The organism is Acidovorax sp. 62 (assembly GCF_002754495.1).
Lineage (GTDB): Bacteria > Pseudomonadota > Gammaproteobacteria > Burkholderiales > Burkholderiaceae_C > Acidovorax.
On the sequence record NZ_PEFJ01000001.1, the window covers coordinates 3,225,687 to 3,244,705 of the forward strand.

Consider the following 19,019-nt stretch of genomic DNA (forward strand, 5'->3'; position numbering starts at 1 on the left):
CGACGCACCACTCGCAGTCCACGAAACTGGCACGGCCCAGGCGAGAGACACCTGGCAAGGGCCGCCCTGCAGCGAGGGTGTCGCCCCCCCTGCTGGGGCTGAGAGGCGCGGCTCCAAACCTGCCTGCGAAGGTTTGGACGTCCTCGAAGAGCAACCGCCTCTGGCGGCTGCACCGAGGCGACGAAGGCGACCCAGGGGGTGCACCATGTCACGCATCGCCCAATTGCTGCTCTTGCGCCAGTTGGGCGCGGTAGCGCTGCAGCATGGCGGCGTGGGTTTCGGGCTCGGTGGCCAGGCCGATCTGGTCGTGGATCATCTGGTTCATGGACGGCAGCACGCTGCGGTCCACCTGCGCATCGGCCTGCCACAGGCGCGAGCGCATGAAGGCTTTGGAGCAATGCAGGTACGCCTCGGCCACTTGCACTTCAATGACCAGCCGGGGGCGCTGGCGCTCGCCAGCAAACAGGTCGGTGAAAGCGGCCTCTTCGCGCAGCCGGGCGGTGCCGTTCACGCGCAGGGTTTCGTCCACACCGGGGATCATGAACAGCAGACCGATGCGCGGGTCGGCCAGCAGATTGGTCAGCGTATCGAGCCGGTTGTTGCCGCCCGAGTCTGGCAGCAGCAGCGTATGGGCATCGGGCGCTTTGACAAAGCCCGGGGCACCGCCGCGCGGCGATGCATCGAGCAGCGCCCCACCCTGCCCCACTGGCTCACTCTGCGCCGTGGCCGCACCCGCGGAGGCCACCACGCAAAACGGCGACAGGGCGATGAAGTGCCGGCAATGGGCTTCAAGCAACGGCTGTTGTTTGCGCAGGGCCCGCTCGGCGGGTTGGGCGTACAGGCTGCGCAGCTGCTCCAGGGTTTCGATCATGGGGACTCCAGCGCTTTAGCGGTGACGGCGGACGTGGCCCGCCAGCGGGTGGACAAAGGGTTAAGAAGGATCAGGACAGGTAGCCCGCGTACTCAAAGTAGCCCGACCATGCGGGGTCAAACCCCACCTTCAGCTCCAGCGAGGCGGCCTCTTCACGCAGCAGCAAAGGCGCCAAGGTTTGCTTGGCCAGTTGCTCATCGCTCACGTAATACAGGGCCTGGCGGCGGCCAGCGCGCATCAGCGTCATCGCCAAGATGCCCAGTTGCGGCACCTGCAGCAGCGTGGCGGCCTGGTCGTGCAGGTCTTGCACGGCCGTGAGGGTTTCGCTGTTGGGCACGGCCAGGTCCAGCGTCAGGGCGTAGGCCAGATCGGCGCGCATGGCCACAGCGTTGGCACTGGTGTTGATCATCACCACGCCGGTTTCCTGCGGGCCTTCTTCGCCATCGCCGTCCTCTTCGACGTCATTGCCCTCATCATCCACAGCCACGTTGAACTGCAACTCCAGCCCGTCCCACGAGGGCTCGCCTTGCGGGAAGTGGCCGGTGCGCCCCAGGGTCTGCACCCAGTAGGCGTCGAACACGGGCTGCAGCTGGCTCAGGGGCGTCCAGGGCACATCCTGGTCGTAGTCGTCGCCCACAAAGTCCACGGCGCCGACCTTCACGGCAAAGTCAAATTCGCCCAGCACGTGGTCCATCATGATGAAGGTCATGTGGCGGGCGTGGTCCTCGAAGTCGTGCGGAATCTCGCGGGCAAAGCGCAGCTCTAGCGCCACCTGGCCGTTGTCTTGCTGCAGGGCCACCAGCACGTCGTTGGTGGACAGCTCAAACCCGTCCATGCCGATCGGAAAGTCAGGGTGCTTGCTGCGCTCGCGGAACGCCGTCACGCGGTAGTGCGCCAGTTTGGGCGCGGCGGCCACCACCTGCGAGAGCAGCGGAAAGTTCTCGATGCTGCCGTGGGCGGTGACGATCAGCTCGATCACCTCATCGTCGGGTCCACCCTGCATCTCCAGCGCCAGGCCCTGCACATGGGGCGTCAGCAGGTCATTGGCCTGCTCAACGCGCTCGCGCAGCGGCACGGCCTGGAGGGTGGCTTCGGCGGCTGCGAAATCGCGCCAGAACGCGGCGATGTGGGGAGTAGACGGCATGGGGTTCCTGAGGGGGTGAAAACCCGTAGTATTTCAGAAGCAGCAGCCCACTCCGCGCGGGATGGGCTGCTTTACATCAAGGCCAGCGGCGGGCCGTCACACCAGCTCAATGGCCATGGCGGTGGCCTCGCCACCGCCAATGCACAGCGTGGCCACGCCCCGGCGCAGGCCACGGGCCTGGAGGGCATGGATGAGCGTGACGATGATGCGCGCGCCGCTGGCACCGATGGGGTGGCCCAACGCACAGGCACCGCCATTCACGTTCACCTTGTCGTGGGGCAGGTTCAGCTCTTTCATGAGGGCCATGGGCACCACGGCGAAGGCTTCGTTGATTTCCCACAGATCCACATCGCCCACCTGCCAGCCCGCCTTGGCCAACACCTTGTGCGTGGCGCCCACGGGGGCGGTGGCAAACCATTCGGGCTCTTGCGCATGCGTGGCGTGCGCCACGATGCGGGCCACAGGCTGGCTGCCCAGCTGCTGGGCGGTGGACTGGCGCATAAGCACCAGCGCCGCAGCGCCGTCGTTGATGCTGGAGCTGGAGGCGGCAGTGATGGTGCCGTCTTTCTTGAAGGCGGGCTTCAAGGTAGCGATCTTTTCCAGCTTGACCTTGCCGGGGCCTTCGTCCACCGACACCACCACCTCGCCCGCGCGGGTCTTGACGGTGACGGGCACGATCTCGGCGGCGAATGCGCCGGATTCTGTGGCTGCCTTGGCGCGCTGCACGCTGGCGGTGGCAAAGGCGTCTTGCTGCTCGCGGGTGAACTGGTACTTGGCGGCGCAGTCTTCGCCAAAGGTGCCCATGGAGCGGCCGGCCTCGTAGGCGTCTTCCAGGCCGTCGAGCATCATGTGGTCAAAGATGCGGTCGTGGCCCAGGCGGTAGCCGCCTCGGCCCTTTTGCAGCAAATAGGGGGCGTTGGTCATGCTTTCCATGCCACCCGCCACCATCACGTCGTGCGTGCCGGCCAGCAGCATGTCGTGCGCCATCATGGCGGCCTTCATGCCCGATCCACACATCTTGCTGAGCGTGACCGCGCCCGCCTCTTTGGGCAAGCCGCCCTTGAAGGCCGCCTGGCGTGCGGGTGCCTGGCCCTGGCCTGCCATCAGGCAGTTGCCAAACAGCACCTCACCCACGGCACCGGGGGCAATGCCCGCACGCTGCACGGCAGCCTGGATGGCCACGCCGCCCAGGTCGTGCGCGGCCAGCGCAGCAAAGTCGCCCTGCAGCGCGCCCATGGGCGTTCGCGCGGCGCCAGTGATGACGATGGGGTCTTGGTGGGCGGGGGCTTGAGGTGTCGGCATGGAGGTCTCCTGTTTTAAAAAGTGGAAAGAAGCATGGGGAACTGCGGTCGGCGTGTGCGCACCATTCAGGCGGGGGAGTGCACAAAACGCCGCTCCTGGTCGTAGGGAAACACGTCGATCACGTGGCCGGCCTGGATGCGGGTTTTGTGCGCCTGCCAGAAGGCGGCATCCAGCAGGTCGGCGTGGTGCTGCATGAAGGCATCGCGCACCACTGGCTGGGCCAGCAGGAAGGGGCCGAAGGTTTCGGGAAACACGTCACGTGGGCCCACCGTGTACCAGACCTCGCCGCTCATCTCGTCCTCTTCGCTGCGGGGCGGTGGCACGCGGCGGAAGTTGCAATCGGTGAGGTATTCGATCTCGTCGTAGTCGTAGAAAACAACCTTGCCGTGGCGGGTGATGCCGAAGTTCTTCCACAGCATGTCGCCCGGGAAGATGTTAGCGGCCACCATGTCTTTGATGGCGTTGCCGTACTCGACCACGCAGCGCTCGATCTGCTGGCGCGCATGCGGGTCATCAGGGCCTGCGTCCAGTGCCTCTTGCAGGTAGATGTTGAGCGGGATCATGCGCCGCTCGATGTACAGGTGCTTGATGATGACTTCGGTCTGGCCATCGCCATCACGGTCGCTGATCTCCAGCTGCCTGGGCGCAAATTTCTCGATCTCGGCAATCAGCTCGTCGCTGAAGCGGTCACGCGGAAACGCCACCTCGCTGTATTCGAGCGTATCGGCCATGCGCCCCACCCGGTCGTGCTGCTTCACCAGCAAATACTTGCCCTTGACCTGCTCGCGCGTCGTATCCTTTTGCGGCGGATAGTAGTCTTTGATGAGCTTGAAGACGTACGGGAAGCTGGGCAAGTCAAACACCAGCATGACCATGCCCTTGATGCCGGGCGCAATGCGGAACTGGTCGGTGGAGTGCCGCAGGTGCTGCAGAAAATCGCGGTAAAACAGCGTCTTGCCCTGCTTGGCCAGCCCCAGCGCGTTGTAGATTTCAGCCCGGGGTTTGCGGGGCATGAGGCTGCGCAGAAACTGCACGTAGGCGCTGGGCACTTCCATGTCGACCATGAAATACGCCCGCGCAAAGCTGAACAGAATTTGCAGGTCTTCCTCGCCAAACAGCGCGGCGTCGATGGTCAGTTGGCCCTGGTCGTCGTGCAGGATGGGCAGAGCAAAGGGCACCTCGGTAAAGCCATTGATGATCCGCCCCACCACGTAGGCGCCCTTGTTGCGAAAGAACAGGCTGGTGAGCACCTGGATCTGGAAGTTGGCCCGCAGCTTGACCTGCGCCAGCCGGGTTTGCATGGCAGCCAGCACATGGCGCGTGTCGCGCTCCAGATGGGCAAAAGCGCGCTGCAGCCCGAAGTTCTCGACGATGGTGATCAGCGTCTGGTGCAGCGTATCGCGCGAGGGGTAGTAGGCGCGGTAGGTGGGCTTGGCCGTGGGCTCGTCACTCTCGATGTATTCGGTGCTGACGGCCGGGCGCACAAAAATGAAGTCGTTCTGAAAATGCGTGCGGTGCAGGATCTTGCAGGTGACCGAGTTGAAAAACGTCTCGGCCAGTTCGGGCTGGTGGTGGTTGACCAACAGCCCGATGTAGTGGAGCTTGGCCTGGTGCCAGACGGCCATGGGCTGCGCCCCCGCACCAAATTCTTTCTCCAGCCGCCGCACGCATTCCTTCACGCGCAGATCGTAGAACTCGATGCGCTCGCGCTGCGCCCGCTGCTGGCCCAGCCAGTCAGCCGTTTCAAAGCGGTGCTTGGCACGGGCCGATTCGGTGCGAAACAAGCGGTAATGGCGGTTAAAACCATCCATCATCGCCTTGGCGATGGCATAGGCCTGGGGAGAGTCGAGCCGCTGGGGGAACATGGCAGCGAAGGTGGGAGCTGATCGCCGGATTGCCCAGGGCCCGTTCTGGCGCCTTAACCCCGCCGTGTGGCAGCCACGCCAGCGATGGCCGCGCGGTACAGGGCGTCCAGGCCTTGGGTGCTGTCCACCGTCATGTGCAGGTTGTTGATGAGCCCGTCCTTGAGGCCGTAGCACCAGCCATGCAAGGTCACCTTCTGGCCACGGCCCCAGGCGTCCAGCATCACGGTAGTCTGCGCAATGTTGACCACCTGCTCGATGGCATTGAGTTCGCACAGCACATCGTGGCGCCATTGCGGCTCCACCGAAGCGATCAGATCGCGGTGGCGGTCACGCACGTCCGTCACATGGCGGATCCAGTTGTCTGCCAAGCCCACGCGAATGCCCTCCAACGCCGCCAGCACGCCGCCACAGCCGTAGTGGCCCACCACCATCAGGTGCTCCACATGCAACTGGTCTACCGCATATTGGATGGTGGACAGGCAGTTGAGATCGGTAGGCACCACCACATTGGCCACGTTGCGGTGGACAAAGACCTCGCCCGGCTCCAGCCCCGTGATCTGGTTGGCTGGCACCCGGCTGTCGGAACACCCCACCCACATGTACTTGGGCTTTTGCTGGGCCAACAAGCTGGTGAAAAAGCCGGGCCGCTCACGCTCCATCTGGGCCGCCCAGGCGCGGTTGTGTACAAACAGGTCGTCGATGGATGTGGGCATGGTGTCCTTTGGTTTTTGGGAATATCGGTCAGCAGGTCTCGGCAAACAGCTCACGGCCAATCAGCATGCGCCGGATTTCGCTGGTACCGGCGCCGATTTCGTACAGCTTGGCATCGCGCCACAGGCGACCCAACGGGTATTCGTTGATGTAGCCATTGCCGCCAAAAATCTGCACGCCTTCTCCCGCCATCCAGGTGGCCTTTTCGGCACACCACAGAATGACACTGGCGCAATCCTTGCGCACTTGGCGAACATGGTCCGTCCCCAGCATGTCCAGGTTCTTGGCCACGGTGTAGGCGAACGAGCGCCCCGCCTGCAGCACGGTGTACATGTCTGCGACCTTGCCCTGGATGAGCTGGAATTCACCAATGCTCTGCCCGAACTGTTTGCGGTCGTGAATATAGGGGATGACGTTGTCCATCACCGCCTGCATGATGCCCAAAGGCCCGCCAGTCAGTACGGCACGTTCGTAGTCCAGGCCGCTCATGAGCACCTTGGCGCCTTGGTTCACCCCGCCCAGCACGTTCTCGGCGGGCACTTCAACGTCCTGGAACACCAACTCGCCGGTGTGGCTGCCGCGCATGCCGAGCTTGTCGAGCTTTTGGGCTATGGAAAACCCCTTCATGCCTTTCTCGATCAGGAAAGCCGTGACGCCGCGCGCGCCCAATTCGGGCTCCGTCTTGGCATAGACCACCAGGGTGTCGGCGTCCGGGCCATTGGTGATCCACATTTTGTTGCCGTTGAGCAGGTAGTAACCGCCCTTGTCCTCGGCCTTGAGCTTCATGCTGATCACGTCCGAGCCCGCACCGGGCTCGCTCATGGCCAGGGCGCCCACGTGCTCACCGCTGATGAGCTTGGGCAGGTACTTGGCCTTTTGCACCCCGTTACCGTTGCGATTGATCTGGTTCACACACAGGTTGCTGTGTGCGCCATAAGACAGCCCCACCGAGGCGCTGGCGCGCGAGATTTCTTCCATCGCCACCATGTGAGCCAAGTAGCCCATGGCGGCGCCGCCGTACTGTTCAGTCACGGTGATGCCGAGCACGCCCAAGTCGCCCATCTTGCGCCACAGGTCCATCGGAAATTGGTCTGTGTGATCGATCTCCGCAGCGCGGGGCGCAATTTCCGACTGCGCAAAATCCCGCACGGCATCTCGCAAAGCATCGATGTCTTCACCCAGTTGGAAGTTCAAACCAGGAAGGTTGGATGGAAGGCTCATGGGGTTGTCTCCTTATCAGAATGGTTGGTGTCAATCACGCAGTTGCTCGCGCCCCGCTACCGCCATCAAGGTGCAGCCCATGGTGGCAACGAGCTTTTCGTGCCCCGCCTGCAGCGCAAAGGCACGGCCTTCAGATACGGTGATCGTGCGCCCAGACTTCAGCACACGACCTTCCATGCGAAAGCGTTCTCCCGAAGCGGGTGCCAGCAGATTGATCTTGAACTCGACGGTGAGGACCGCAACATCCTCAGGCATGAGCGTCAAGGCGGCATAGCCGCAAGCGGAGTCCAGAGCAGTAGAGACGACTCCGGCGTGCAAAAAACCATGCTGCTGGGTCAGTCCGGCAGCCCAGTCCAGTTCAATATCGACCGCGCCCGGTGCAATAGCAGCCAAGCGAGCGCCCAGCGTGGCCATCGCGCCTTGTTTGCGAAAGCTGTCTTCAACACGGGACCGGAATGATGTGCACCGAGGCTCAAACTTAGAAGCGGTCACGAAAGCACCATGAATTGACGTTTACGTAAACGTCAATTATGAATCATTTTTGCTTTTCTGACTTCAACAACAAAGCACGCGCCTCTTTTTCGTGGTCTCGGACTTCTTCCAGATTGGCTTGGAGGTCTGCCAATTGCGCCTCCAACTGCTTGCGATGGACTGCAAGCACATCCAAAAATTTTTTCAACTGCACGCCCGTATCTCTGGGACTGTCATACAGATCGATGATCTCTTTGGCCTCCGTCAGGGAGAGGCCTAGACGCTTGGCCCGCAGTGTCAAACGCAGACGCGTTCGATCACGCGCACTGTAAATACGCGCCCGCCCCCCCACCCCTGTGCGGTCAGGCTGCAACAAGCCCATGTCTTCGTAAAAACGGATAGCCCGTGTAGTGAGATCGAACTCTTTGGCGAGCTCGCTGATGGTGTAGGTGTTAGCCATGCTGAAGGAAACCGTGTCGCGGAGCCCAAAAGCACCACTCGGTTCAAATTGACGTTTACGTTTTCGTCAATGCTATAGCAAAGCGGACTATGTAGCTGGAGTAATGCCGTGAGCAGTCGACTGAGCGGCTTTGATCCCTTCGCCGAGCAGAAGTTAGCCTGCTGGAGCAAGGCTAGTTTCTCTCCATCCGAGGTTGGGGATAGTGTTCATTTCGATGGCCCCATAACGCAAAACCCCCCAATCCGTTGGGACTGGGGGGTATTGGGGCTATAAGAGCCTGACGATGACCTACTTTCACACGGGAACCCGCACTATCATCGGCGCAAAGTCGTTTCACTGTCCTGTTCGGGATGGGAAGGAGTGGTACCAACTTGCTATGGTCATCAGGCATAACTTGGTGCTGGGCTGTTCGTGGAACAGCCTGGCGAATTCATAGAGTTTGGAATCAGATTTTATGTGTTTTGACTGCGTCAACTTGGCATAACAATCTTTGAGCTTTTCACACAAGCATGACTGCTTGAGCGTTGGCTATCAAAGTTATAGGGTCAAGCCTCACGAGCAATTAGTATCAGTTAGCTTAACGCATTACTGCGCTTCCACACCTGACCTATCAACGTCCTGGTCTTGAACGACTCTTTAGGGGGCTCAAGGCCCCGGCAGATCTCATCTTGAAACGAGTTTCCCGCTTAGATGCTTTCAGCGGTTATCTCTTCCACACTTAGCTACTCGGCAATGCCACTGGCGTGACAACCGATACACCAGAGGTGTGTCCACTCCGGTCCTCTCGTACTAGGAGCAGGCTTCCTCAAATCTGCAGCGCCCACGGAAGATAGGGACCAAACTGTCTCACGACGTTTTAAACCCAGCTCACGTACCTCTTTAAATGGCGAACAGCCATACCCTTGGGACCGGCTACAGCCCCAGGATGAGATGAGCCGACATCGAGGTGCCAAACACCGCCGTCGATATGAACTCTTGGGCGGTATCAGCCTGTTATCCCCAGAGTACCTTTTATCCGTTGAGCGATGGCCCTTCCATACAGAACCACCGGATCACTATGTCCTGCTTTCGCATCTGCTCGACTTGTCAGTCTCGCAGTTAAGCACGCTTATGCCATTGCACTATCGTCACGATGTCCGACCGTAACTAGCGTACCTTCGAACTCCTCCGTTACGCTTTGGGAGGAGACCGCCCCAGTCAAACTGCCTACCATGCACTGTCCCCGATCCAGATAATGGACCTAGGTTAGAACCTCAAACACACCAGGGTGGTATTTCAACGTTGGCTCCATGAGAACTAGCGTCCTCACTTCAAAGCCTCCCACCTATCCTACACAGATCTGTTCAAAGTCCAATACAAAGCTACAGTAAAGGTTCATGGGGTCTTTCCGTCTTTCCGCGGGGAGATTGCATCATCACAAACATTTCAACTTCGCTGAGTCTCAGGAGGAGACAGTGTGGCCATCGTTACGCCATTCGTGCAGGTCGGAACTTACCCGACAAGGAATTTCGCTACCTTAGGACCGTTATAGTTACGGCCGCCGTTTACTGGGACTTCAATCAAGAGCTTGCACCCCATCATTTAATCTTCCAGCACCGGGCAGGCGTCACACCCTATACGTCCACTTTCGTGTTTGCAGAGTGCTGTGTTTTTATTAAACAGTCGCAGCCACCGATTTTTTGCAACCCCTTTGGGCTCCCTCTGTACGAGTTCACCTACTTGGGGCATACCTTCTCCCGAAGTTACGGTATCAATTTGCCGAGTTCCTTCTCCTGAGTTCTCTCAAGCGCCTTAGAATACTCATCTCGCGCACCAGTGTCGGTTTGCGGTACGGTCGTCAATAGCTGAAGCTTAGTGGCTTTTCCTGGAAGCAGGGTATCACTCACTTCGTCTGCAAGCAGACTCGTTATCACCCCTCATCTAAGCCCGGCGGATTTGCCTACCAGGCACGACTACAGGCTTGAACCAACATATCCAACAGTTGGCTGAGCTAACCTTCTCCGTCCCCACATCGCACTATTGATCGGTACAGGAATATTGACCTGTTTCCCATCAGCTACGCATCTCTGCCTCGCCTTAGGGGCCGACTCACTCTACGCCGATGAACGTTGCGTAGAAAACCTTGCGCTTACGGCGAGGGGGCTTTTCACCCCCTTTAACGCTACTCATGTCAGCATTCGCACTTCTGATACCTCCAGCATCCGTTACCAGACACCTTCACAGGCCTACAGAACGCTCTCCTACCACGTGCAATAAATTGCACATCCGCAGCTTCGGTAACTGGCTTAGCCCCGTTACATCTTCCGCGCAGGACGACTCGATCAGTGAGCTATTACGCTTTCTTTAAATGATGGCTGCTTCTAAGCCAACATCCTGACTGTTTTAGCCTTCCCACTTCGTTTCCCACTTAGCCAATTTTAGGGACCTTAGCTGGCGGTCTGGGTTGTTTCCCTCTTGAGTCCGGACGTTAGCACCCGGTGCTCTGTCTCCCAAGCTGTACTCGTCGGTATTCGGAGTTTGCATAGGTTTGGTAAGTCGCCATGACCCCCTAGCCTAAACAGTGCTCTACCCCCGACGGTAATACTTGAGGCACTACCTAAATAGTTTTCGGAGAGAACCAGCTATTTCCAAGTTTGTTTAGCCTTTCACCCCTATCCACAGCTCATCCCCTAGTTTTGCAACACTAGTGGGTTCGGACCTCCAGTACCTGTTACGGCACCTTCATCCTGGCCATGGATAGATCACTTGGTTTCGGGTCTACACCCAGCGACTGATTCGCCCTATTCGGACTCGATTTCTCTACGGCTTCCCTATTCGGTTAACCTTGCCACTGAATGTAAGTCGCTGACCCATTATACAAAAGGTACGCAGTCACCCTTGCGGGCTCCTACTTTTTGTAAGCATGCGGTTTCAGGATCTATTTCACTCCCCTCCCGGGGTTCTTTTCGCCTTTCCCTCACGGTACTGGTTCACTATCGGTCGATTACGAGTATTTAGCCTTGGAGGATGGTCCCCCCATATTCAGACAGGATTTCTCGTGTCCCGCCCTACTTTTCTCTAACTTAGTACCACACGTCTGTTTTCGCATACAGGGCTATCACCTGCTATGGCCGAACTTTCCATTTCGTTTTGCTAACAGTCGTGCTATCACTAGAAGGCTCTTCCGATTTCGCTCGCCACTACTTTCGGAATCTCGGTTGATGTCTTTTCCTCGAGCTACTGAGATGTTTCAGTTCACCCGGTTCGCTTCGCATACCTATGTATTCAGTATGCGATACCTCTTGCGAGGTGGGTTTCCCCATTCAGAAATCTCCGGATCAAAGCTTATTTGCCAGCTCCCCGAAGCTTATCGCAGGCTATCACGTCTTTCGTCGCCTGTAATCGCCAAGGCATCCACCACATGCTCTTAGTCACTTGACCCTATAACTTTGACATCTCTTTCAAGATATCGCCATTATTTTCAAGGACTTGCCAGGTCTTTCACCTGACGCGTTATGCCGTAATGTGAATAATTCCTCGACTCCAGGTATTTCTACCTTTCATCTGAGAACATTCGTCATTACTGAATTTCAATCAGCTTTCGCTTATTGAATATTCGTTTTGACGCAATCAAAAAATTGTCATCAGAGGCACGGTCTGCACTAAACCTTTACGAATGTGCAGTTTCCTCTGACAACTCTGATTCGACTCTATGAATTTTTAAAGAACAGCCGATTGATCAATCGATATTGATCAACAACAAAGTGGCCTTTTGCAAAGCCGCTTTGGTGTTGAAGTCCGATGCTTGTTGGTGGTGGAGGATGACGGGATCGAACCGACGACCCCCTGCTTGCAAAGCAGGTGCTCTCCCAGCTGAGCTAATCCCCCAGTTTCCTCTCACGTATCCGTCTATTGGAATATGGTGGGTCTAGTTGGGCTCGAACCAACGACCCCTGCGTTATCAACACAGTGCTCTAACCAGCTGAGCTACAGACCCATTCCGCCTTCTTGCGAATGACTTCGCAAGTCAGCAGCTTGTTCCAACAACCGATAAGTGTGGGCGTTCAATATTGAATGCAGTTTTCCAGAAAGGAGGTGATCCAGCCGCACCTTCCGATACGGCTACCTTGTTACGACTTCACCCCAGTCACGAACCCTGCCGTGGTAAGCGCCCTCCTTACGGTTAGGCTACCTACTTCTGGCAGAACCCGCTCCCATGGTGTGACGGGCGGTGTGTACAAGACCCGGGAACGTATTCACCGCGACATTCTGATCCGCGATTACTAGCGATTCCGACTTCACGCAGTCGAGTTGCAGACTGCGATCCGGACTACGACTGGCTTTATGGGATTAGCTCCCCCTCGCGGGTTGGCAACCCTCTGTACCAGCCATTGTATGACGTGTGTAGCCCCACCTATAAGGGCCATGAGGACTTGACGTCATCCCCACCTTCCTCCGGTTTGTCACCGGCAGTCCCATTAGAGTGCCCTTTCGTAGCAACTAATGGCAAGGGTTGCGCTCGTTGCGGGACTTAACCCAACATCTCACGACACGAGCTGACGACAGCCATGCAGCACCTGTGTTATGGCTCTCTTTCGAGCACTCCTCTATCTCTAAAGGATTCCATACATGTCAAAGGTGGGTAAGGTTTTTCGCGTTGCATCGAATTAAACCACATCATCCACCGCTTGTGCGGGTCCCCGTCAATTCCTTTGAGTTTCAACCTTGCGGCCGTACTCCCCAGGCGGTCAACTTCACGCGTTAGCTTCGTTACTGAGTCAGTGAAGACCCAACAACCAGTTGACATCGTTTAGGGCGTGGACTACCAGGGTATCTAATCCTGTTTGCTCCCCACGCTTTCGTGCATGAGCGTCAGTACAGGTCCAGGGGATTGCCTTCGCCATCGGTGTTCCTCCGCATATCTACGCATTTCACTGCTACACGCGGAATTCCATCCCCCTCTACCGTACTCTAGCTATACAGTCACAAATGCAGTTCCCAGGTTGAGCCCGGGGATTTCACATCTGTCTTATATAACCGCCTGCGCACGCTTTACGCCCAGTAATTCCGATTAACGCTTGCACCCTACGTATTACCGCGGCTGCTGGCACGTAGTTAGCCGGTGCTTATTCTTACGGTACCGTCATGGACCCCAGGTATTAACCAGAGTCTTTTCGTTCCGTACAAAAGCAGTTTACAACCCGAAGGCCTTCATCCTGCACGCGGCATGGCTGGATCAGGCTTTCGCCCATTGTCCAAAATTCCCCACTGCTGCCTCCCGTAGGAGTCTGGGCCGTGTCTCAGTCCCAGTGTGGCTGGTCGTCCTCTCAGACCAGCTACAGATCGTCGGCTTGGTAAGCTTTTATCCCACCAACTACCTAATCTGCCATCGGCCGCTCCGTTCGCGCAAGGCCTTGCGGTCCCCTGCTTTCATCCTTAGATCTTATGCGGTATTAGCAAAGCTTTCGCTTCGTTATCCCCCACGATCGGGCACGTTCCGATGTATTACTCACCCGTTCGCCACTCGTCAGCATCCGAAGACCTGTTACCGTTCGACTTGCATGTGTAAGGCATGCCGCCAGCGTTCAATCTGAGCCAGGATCAAACTCTACAGTTCGATCTTGATAAATTTAAAGTCTTTCGACTTAACTCATAAAAACGGAATTGAAGTGAACTTCACTTCTATTCTCATGAGCGTTTGTAGTGCTAAGCACTAGTTCCAAAGAACTTGGCACTCGCCATCAAACGCCCACGCTTATCGGCTGTATATTTTTAATGAACCGGATCACAAAGCAACCGAAGTTTTCTTTATTTTCCCGACTTAGCTGCAATCAGCTGAGCCTTGAATTCTAGCACAGGTTTTAAAGTTCTGTCAAACTTTAGGGTCTTTGCAGTTTGCAGCAATCACCCTTTTCAGAACAACCACCGCATTTAGCGCAGCCTTAGATTGTACAACAGTTTTTAACTCGCCGACAACAAAAACCTAACTTTCTGCAATTCCCTTCGCTACCCTAACAATCTAAACCGTCTCAGTAGCGAAGCCCTCAATCATAGCACCGTTTTTGAGACTCAAACAAGTCAGCAAGAGATTGTTAAGAACCTACTCCGCAAACCCGGCACCCCATAGCAGCAGACAGAGAGCCGCCTCAGAGGGTGAATCGAGTGAGCCACTCATAATTCAGGCCTTATGGCACTCATCACACTCATCAATGCGCAACTGGCCTTCGGCCACGTTGCATTACTAGACCATGCAGGCTTCTCTCTTGAGCAGACCGAGCGTGTAGGTCTGATTGGTCGCAACGGCGCAGGGAAGTCGTCCTTGCTCAAGATTCTGGGAGGACTGGCAAAGCCAGATGACGGCAGTCTGCAGGTACAGCAAGGCGTACGCATTGCGTATGTGGCACAGGAGCCCATCCTAGACGCCGAAGCTACGATCTTCCAGGCAGCATCAGCAGGCTTGCAGCGAGTGATTGCCATACGGGAGCAGTACCTGGCAGCCGAGGAAGGTGTGGACCTGGACGCCCTGCAATCAGAAATTGAAGCGTTTGATGCCTGGAACTGGGAGCAGCGCGTGGAAGAAACTCTTCAAAGGCTTCACCTTCCACCCGAAGCGATCGTAGGTACTCTTTCGGGAGGAACCAAGAAGAGAGTGGCGTTAGCCCAAGCACTCGTGTCGCGCCCAGATGTATTGTTGTTGGATGAACCGACCAACCACTTGGATCTGGACTCCATTGAGTGGCTGGAAGATTTGCTGCTGGACTTTCCGGGCAGCGTAGTCACCATCACACACGATCGGGCATTCCTTGATCGGATTGCAACCCGGATTGTGGAGCTAGATAGAGGCCAGCTGCGCTCGTATCCTGGCAACTTCGCTCAGTACCAACTCCAGAAGGAAGATCAGCTCGCGCAAGAAGCCGTCATCGCGGCCAAAGCCGACAAGCTGCTGGCACAAGAAGAAGTGTGGATTCGCAAAGGTGTGGAAGCAAGACGCACCCGAAGCCAAAGCCGAATCAGCCGACTGGAAGCTTTGCGCCAGAAGCGTGAAGCACGGCGCGACGTGGTGGGCAGCGTCAAAATGGACGTCGCAACCGGATCAGGCAACGGATATCAAGGCAAGATCGTTGCAGAACTCACTGATGTGGGCAAGGCATTTGGCCCCAAACAGATTGTCCAAGGCTTTACTGGCACTATTTTGCGCGGCGACAAGGTCGGCTTGATCGGTCCTAATGGCGCGGGCAAAACCACCTTGCTGAAACTCATTTTGGGCGAACTCCAACCCGACGAGGGCAGCATCAGGCAAGGAGCGAATCTTCAGATCGCGTACTTTGACCAAATGCGCCATGCCATCAATCTCGATGCGACGCTGGAAGACTTCATCAGCCCTGGCAGCGAGTGGATTGAGATTGGCAATCAACGCAAACACGTCAAAAGCTATCTCAGCGATTTCCTGTTCTCACCAGCCCGCGCTCATTCACCGGTGAGCTCACTCTCAGGGGGAGAGCGCAATAGATTGCTTCTGGCAAGACTGTTTGCACGGCCAGCCAATGTTCTGGTGCTAGACGAGCCTACGAACGATCTGGACATCGACACACTGGATCTGCTGGAAGAGCTGCTGGAAAGCTATCCGGGCACCGTCTTCTTGGTCAGCCACGATCGAACCTTTCTGGACAACGTCGTCACCAGCACCATTGCATTCGAGGGCAACGCTCACTGGCGGGAGTACGAAGGCAGCGTTCAGGACTGGTTGATCCAATCCAAGCGTGCCCGCGCTCAAGCACCCGCAGACAATAAAAAGGTTTCTGCGGAGATTCCAGCTCCAACAGCAGTCCAGGGCTTATCTAATAAGCGCGAGCAGCTATCAAAAAAGAAGCTGAGCTACAAAGAGCAGAAAGAACTGGAACAACTACCGGCGACCATAGAGGCGCTAGAGGTAGAACAAAAGATGCTGAACGAGCAGCTTGCCGATGGAAGCCTGTATGCATCTGATGGGATCAAGGCAACAGCAATGATGACAAGGGTCGCAGCCATTGAAGAGGAGCTGCTCTTGGCACTAGAGCGCTGGGAAGCACTGTCTGCCTAACCCTCAAAGCACTTGGCAACCAAACTACTCCACCGATTGCCAAGTGCTTTTCTCACGCACTCGGGCGATCATCGCCCGATGGACCGCTCTCAGGATCAAATGCGGTGCAGCACCCGATCCGAAGAGCCCCTCAACTTGGCCAACAGCGCGCCCGCAATTTGGCCCAGCGGAAGAACCTCATCCGCAGCGCCATGCGCTATGGCCTCCCTGGGCATGCCAAACACAATACAACTGGCCTCATCCTGCACATAGTTGTAGCTGCCAGCGTCCTTCATCTCTCGCATCGCAGCGGCGCCGTCATTACCCATTCCGGTCAACATAATGCCAAAGGCGTTGCGCCCAACCACTGCAGCGGCTGATTTAAACAAGACCTCAACGGAAGGCTTGTGCCTATTGACGGCAGGTCCGTCATCAACGACAGCTACGTAGTTGGCGCCACTGCGCGCCACATGAAACTGCTTTCCGCCGGGCGCAATATAAGCATGCCCGGGCAATATCCGTTCACCGTTCACTGCCTCTTTCACAATGATCTGGCAAAGCCCATTGAGCCTGGCGGCAAAACTGGTGGTGAAGCCTGGCGGCATGTGTTGTGTGATCACAATCGCAGGGGAATCCGCAGGCATCTGCACCAAAACCTCTTTGATGGCTTCAGTCCCGCCTGTGGATGCACCAATGCAGATGAGCTTTTCAGTAGACAGACGTCCCAGCAACCCCATGGCAGACACGGGGGCTGCAGCGGCCCCGCCCGCATGCAGGGGCGCAGGCGCCTGAGCAGGCGTCTCGCGGATGACGCCACGGCGCACTTGCGCAACAGCAGCCACACGGATTTTGTCCACAATTTGCTCGGCCAGATCATTCAAACCATTGGCCAACCCCACACGCGGCTTCGCAACAAAATCAATGGCGCCCAACTCCAGCGCCTTCATAGTCACTTCAGCGCCCCGCTCTGTCAGCGTGGAAATCATCACAACAGGCATGGGACGCAAACGCATCAACCGCCCCAGGAAATCGATGCCATCCATCCGGGGCATTTCGACATCCAAGGTAATCACGTCTGGATTGAGTTCCCGAATCATTTCTCGTGCGATCAGAGGGTCGTTGGCTGTTCCAATGCACTCCATATCACGCTGGCGGTTGATGATCTCGGCGAGCAGGCTACGAACCAGAGCCGAGTCATCCACAACAACCACCCGAATTTTCTTACTCATCAACTCGACCTTTTATCAAAACAAGTCCACAGAGCCACCCGCATTGCTCTTGGCGACAGTGGCAGCATTGCCCCGAACTTCTTGCGCGACATCTGGATGGGCATGGGCCAATCGCTTGACCATCGCCTTGCCAGTGACCGGGAAGAAAACCACCTTCCTGGGATAAATATCGAGAACGTCTTCAGAAACAATCGGAATTCTTTCCGTGTGCAGGTAATTCAGTACGAAATTTGTATTTCGCTCACCGACATTCATTGTTGTGAAATTATGCATAACCTGCGCACCACCAAATATTTTGGCTTGCATTGTTTCTCGCCTAGCGCCCAGCTTCAACATTTCATTGATCAACACTTCCATTGCATAAGAACCATATCGACCAGATGAGTCAGCCATATCTCCATCAGGAAGCATAAAGTGATTCATGCCACCGATGTGTGCACGACTGTCCCACAAACAGGCCGCAATACATGACCCCAGGACAGTCATGATCACCATATTCTCATTGGCAACAAAATACTCGCCGGGCAACACCTTGACAGCATTGTGCTGAAAATGATGATCTAGGTAGAAAAAAGATGCTTCACCGGGGCGTTTAGGCCGGGCCTTCAACTCATCTAAAGAAGAGTCCCTTGCCGCCCCTCCAGCAGAATAAATATCCGCACTCAGTGGTGCTATTCGCGGAGCTCTACGCCGCTCAAGGCCAGCCTGAGATGCCATTCCAGCAGCACCAGAACTGGAGGATACACCAGAGTGAAAGTTGGTCATGGGAACGGTGGCTTTATTGTTCAACAAGGTCAACGGCGTTCATAAACCGTCTTCCCCCGCAAAGTAAAAAGATCCTTGGATTCGCTGAAATTTTCAGCGTGCCCGACAAAAAGCATCCCACCTGGCTTCAGTACACGGTGAATTTTTTCCAGAACGCGCCTTTGCGTCGGAGCATCAAAATAAATCATGACATTCCGGCAAAAAACCACATCAAAGGGCTCTTTGAAAGGCCAATCGTCCCTGATCAAATTCACGCTCATGAAGTCAATCAACCGACGCAACTCCGGCTTGACTCGCACCATCCCTGAATTAGCGCCTTTTCCTTTCAAGAAAAACCGCTGCATCTTGTCTTGGCTAACCCCCTTCATGCTGTCAAGACGATAAACCCCATTTCCAGCAGTTGCCAAAACTTTGGAATCAATATCGCTGGCAACCAATTTAAAAGAGGGGTTCGAACCCAGTGCTTCAAAGGCCGTCATGACAATAGAATAGGGCTCCTCACCAGTAGATGCAGCGTTGCACCAAACCTTCCATTGAGCCCCCGAGGGGCGGCTTTGAAGATGGGAAGCAAATATTTCAAAATGATGCTGCTCCCGAAAAAAAGCTGTGAGATTTGTCGTCAACGCATTGACAAATTCCTGCCATTCAGGACCATCGTTGGTTTCAAGCCAGCTTAAATAGTCATGGAAACTAGCATGTCCCGTCTCTCTCAAACGGCGGGAAAGCCGACTATAAACCATTGCATGTTTTCCATCATGCAAACTAATTCCCGCACGCTGGTAAATCAGTGATTGAACTCTGGCGAAATCAGCATTTGTCCACACAAACTCTCTGCCCTGTGCAAGAGGTCCAGTGGATGCTGCACCATTACCCTCTACATCAATTCGAGCAACGGGTGCACGGGTGTTTTTCAATGCGTTAGTGGCTTGGGGCATATTTCAT

The 19,019-nt window shown here is 56.3% G+C and carries 12 protein-coding genes, 2 tRNA genes and 3 rRNA genes; 1 reads left to right on the forward strand and 16 read right to left on the reverse strand.

Annotation, left to right across the window (positions count from 1 at the left end; genetic code table 11):
* Window positions 1-208 precede the first annotated feature (208 nt).
* The 13 genes from CLU86_RS14435 to CLU86_RS14495 form a co-directional block, all read right to left on the reverse strand.
* Window positions 209-871 (reverse strand): pyridoxamine 5'-phosphate oxidase family protein, encoded by a 663-nt coding sequence (locus tag CLU86_RS14435; protein WP_099742094.1) that lies wholly within the window; start codon window positions 869-871, stop codon window positions 209-211.
* A 70-nt stretch (window positions 872-941) separates the two neighbouring features.
* Complete coding sequence (locus tag CLU86_RS14440) at window positions 942-2,015, reverse strand: DUF695 domain-containing protein (RefSeq protein ID WP_099742095.1); 1,074 nt, start codon at window positions 2,013-2,015, stop codon at window positions 942-944.
* 96 nt (window positions 2,016-2,111) lie between these two features.
* Entirely contained in the window at window positions 2,112-3,317 is a 1,206-nt protein-coding gene (locus CLU86_RS14445) for an acetyl-CoA C-acyltransferase (RefSeq protein ID WP_099742096.1), read from the reverse strand.
* A 65-nt stretch (window positions 3,318-3,382) separates the two neighbouring features.
* Complete coding sequence (gene aceK / locus CLU86_RS14450) at window positions 3,383-5,182, reverse strand: bifunctional isocitrate dehydrogenase kinase/phosphatase (protein ID WP_099742097.1); 1,800 nt, start codon at window positions 5,180-5,182, stop codon at window positions 3,383-3,385.
* 53 nt (window positions 5,183-5,235) lie between these two features.
* Window positions 5,236-5,895 carry a carbonate dehydratase gene (can, locus tag CLU86_RS14455; RefSeq protein WP_099742098.1) on the reverse strand — a complete coding sequence of 220 codons (660 nt, stop codon included), beginning with the start codon at window positions 5,893-5,895 and terminating at the stop codon, window positions 5,236-5,238.
* Between the two features lie 28 nt (window positions 5,896-5,923).
* Window positions 5,924-7,114 carry an isovaleryl-CoA dehydrogenase gene (locus tag CLU86_RS14460; protein WP_099742099.1) on the reverse strand — a complete coding sequence of 397 codons (1,191 nt, stop codon included), beginning with the start codon at window positions 7,112-7,114 and terminating at the stop codon, window positions 5,924-5,926.
* Between the two features lie 30 nt (window positions 7,115-7,144).
* Window positions 7,145-7,528, reverse strand: coding sequence for a PaaI family thioesterase (locus CLU86_RS14465; RefSeq protein ID WP_099742100.1), 384 nt, complete (start codon window positions 7,526-7,528; stop codon window positions 7,145-7,147).
* 121 nt (window positions 7,529-7,649) lie between these two features.
* Window positions 7,650-8,045 carry a MerR family DNA-binding transcriptional regulator gene (locus CLU86_RS14470; RefSeq protein WP_099742101.1) on the reverse strand — a complete coding sequence of 132 codons (396 nt, stop codon included), beginning with the start codon at window positions 8,043-8,045 and terminating at the stop codon, window positions 7,650-7,652.
* 275 nt (window positions 8,046-8,320) lie between these two features.
* A 5S ribosomal RNA gene (rrf, locus tag CLU86_RS14475) occupies window positions 8,321-8,433 on the reverse strand.
* Window positions 8,434-8,586: 153 nt separating this feature from the next.
* Window positions 8,587-11,465 (reverse strand): 23S ribosomal RNA (locus tag CLU86_RS14480).
* A gap of 371 nt (window positions 11,466-11,836) precedes the next feature.
* Window positions 11,837-11,912 (reverse strand) — tRNA-Ala (locus CLU86_RS14485).
* A gap of 32 nt (window positions 11,913-11,944) precedes the next feature.
* Window positions 11,945-12,021, reverse strand: a tRNA-Ile gene (locus CLU86_RS14490).
* A gap of 91 nt (window positions 12,022-12,112) precedes the next feature.
* Window positions 12,113-13,641 (reverse strand): 16S ribosomal RNA (locus tag CLU86_RS14495).
* The 16S, 23S and 5S rRNA genes sit together here with 2 tRNA genes alongside, the layout of an rRNA operon.
* A gap of 570 nt (window positions 13,642-14,211) precedes the next feature.
* Here CLU86_RS14495 and CLU86_RS14500 point away from each other — a divergent pair.
* Complete coding sequence (locus tag CLU86_RS14500; protein WP_099742102.1) at window positions 14,212-16,104, forward strand: ATP-binding cassette domain-containing protein; 1,893 nt, start codon at window positions 14,212-14,214, stop codon at window positions 16,102-16,104.
* A 95-nt stretch (window positions 16,105-16,199) separates the two neighbouring features.
* Here CLU86_RS14500 and CLU86_RS14505 read toward each other — a convergent pair whose 3' ends face one another.
* From CLU86_RS14505 to CLU86_RS14515, 3 genes are all read right to left on the reverse strand, one after another.
* The gene (locus CLU86_RS14505; protein ID WP_099742103.1) at window positions 16,200-17,312 is read right to left on the reverse strand and encodes a chemotaxis response regulator protein-glutamate methylesterase; all 1,113 of its coding nucleotides are present in this window, start codon (window positions 17,310-17,312) and stop codon (window positions 16,200-16,202) included.
* Between the two features lie 15 nt (window positions 17,313-17,327).
* Complete coding sequence (gene cheD, locus CLU86_RS14510; protein WP_099742104.1) at window positions 17,328-18,029, reverse strand: chemoreceptor glutamine deamidase CheD; 702 nt, start codon at window positions 18,027-18,029, stop codon at window positions 17,328-17,330.
* A 77-nt stretch (window positions 18,030-18,106) separates the two neighbouring features.
* Window positions 18,107-19,012 carry a CheR family methyltransferase gene (locus CLU86_RS14515; protein WP_099742105.1) on the reverse strand — a complete coding sequence of 302 codons (906 nt, stop codon included), beginning with the start codon at window positions 19,010-19,012 and terminating at the stop codon, window positions 18,107-18,109.
* Window positions 19,013-19,019: the final 7 nt, after the last annotated feature.

Coding starts and splice junctions, on each gene's coding strand:
- CLU86_RS14465 (WP_099742100.1), bottom strand. CDS start 7,528: ATGGCCACGCTGGGCGCTCGCTTGGCTGCTATTGCACCGGGCGCGGTC.
- can (WP_099742098.1), bottom strand. CDS start 5,895: ATGCCCACATCCATCGACGACCTGTTTGTACACAACCGCGCCTGGGCG.
- aceK (WP_099742097.1), bottom strand. CDS start 5,182: ATGTTCCCCCAGCGGCTCGACTCTCCCCAGGCCTATGCCATCGCCAAG.
- cheD (WP_099742104.1), bottom strand. CDS start 18,029: ATGGCATCTCAGGCTGGCCTTGAGCGGCGTAGAGCTCCGCGAATAGCA.
- CLU86_RS14440 (WP_099742095.1), bottom strand. CDS start 2,015: ATGCCGTCTACTCCCCACATCGCCGCGTTCTGGCGCGATTTCGCAGCC.
- CLU86_RS14445 (WP_099742096.1), bottom strand. CDS start 3,317: ATGCCGACACCTCAAGCCCCCGCCCACCAAGACCCCATCGTCATCACT.
- CLU86_RS14515 (WP_099742105.1), bottom strand. CDS start 19,012: ATGCCCCAAGCCACTAACGCATTGAAAAACACCCGTGCACCCGTTGCT.
- CLU86_RS14460 (WP_099742099.1), bottom strand. CDS start 7,114: ATGAGCCTTCCATCCAACCTTCCTGGTTTGAACTTCCAACTGGGTGAA.
- CLU86_RS14505 (WP_099742103.1), bottom strand. CDS start 17,312: ATGAGTAAGAAAATTCGGGTGGTTGTTGTGGATGACTCGGCTCTGGTT.
- CLU86_RS14470 (WP_099742101.1), bottom strand. CDS start 8,045: ATGGCTAACACCTACACCATCAGCGAGCTCGCCAAAGAGTTCGATCTC.
- CLU86_RS14435 (WP_099742094.1), bottom strand. CDS start 871: ATGATCGAAACCCTGGAGCAGCTGCGCAGCCTGTACGCCCAACCCGCC.
- CLU86_RS14500 (WP_099742102.1), top strand. CDS start 14,212: ATGGCACTCATCACACTCATCAATGCGCAACTGGCCTTCGGCCACGTT.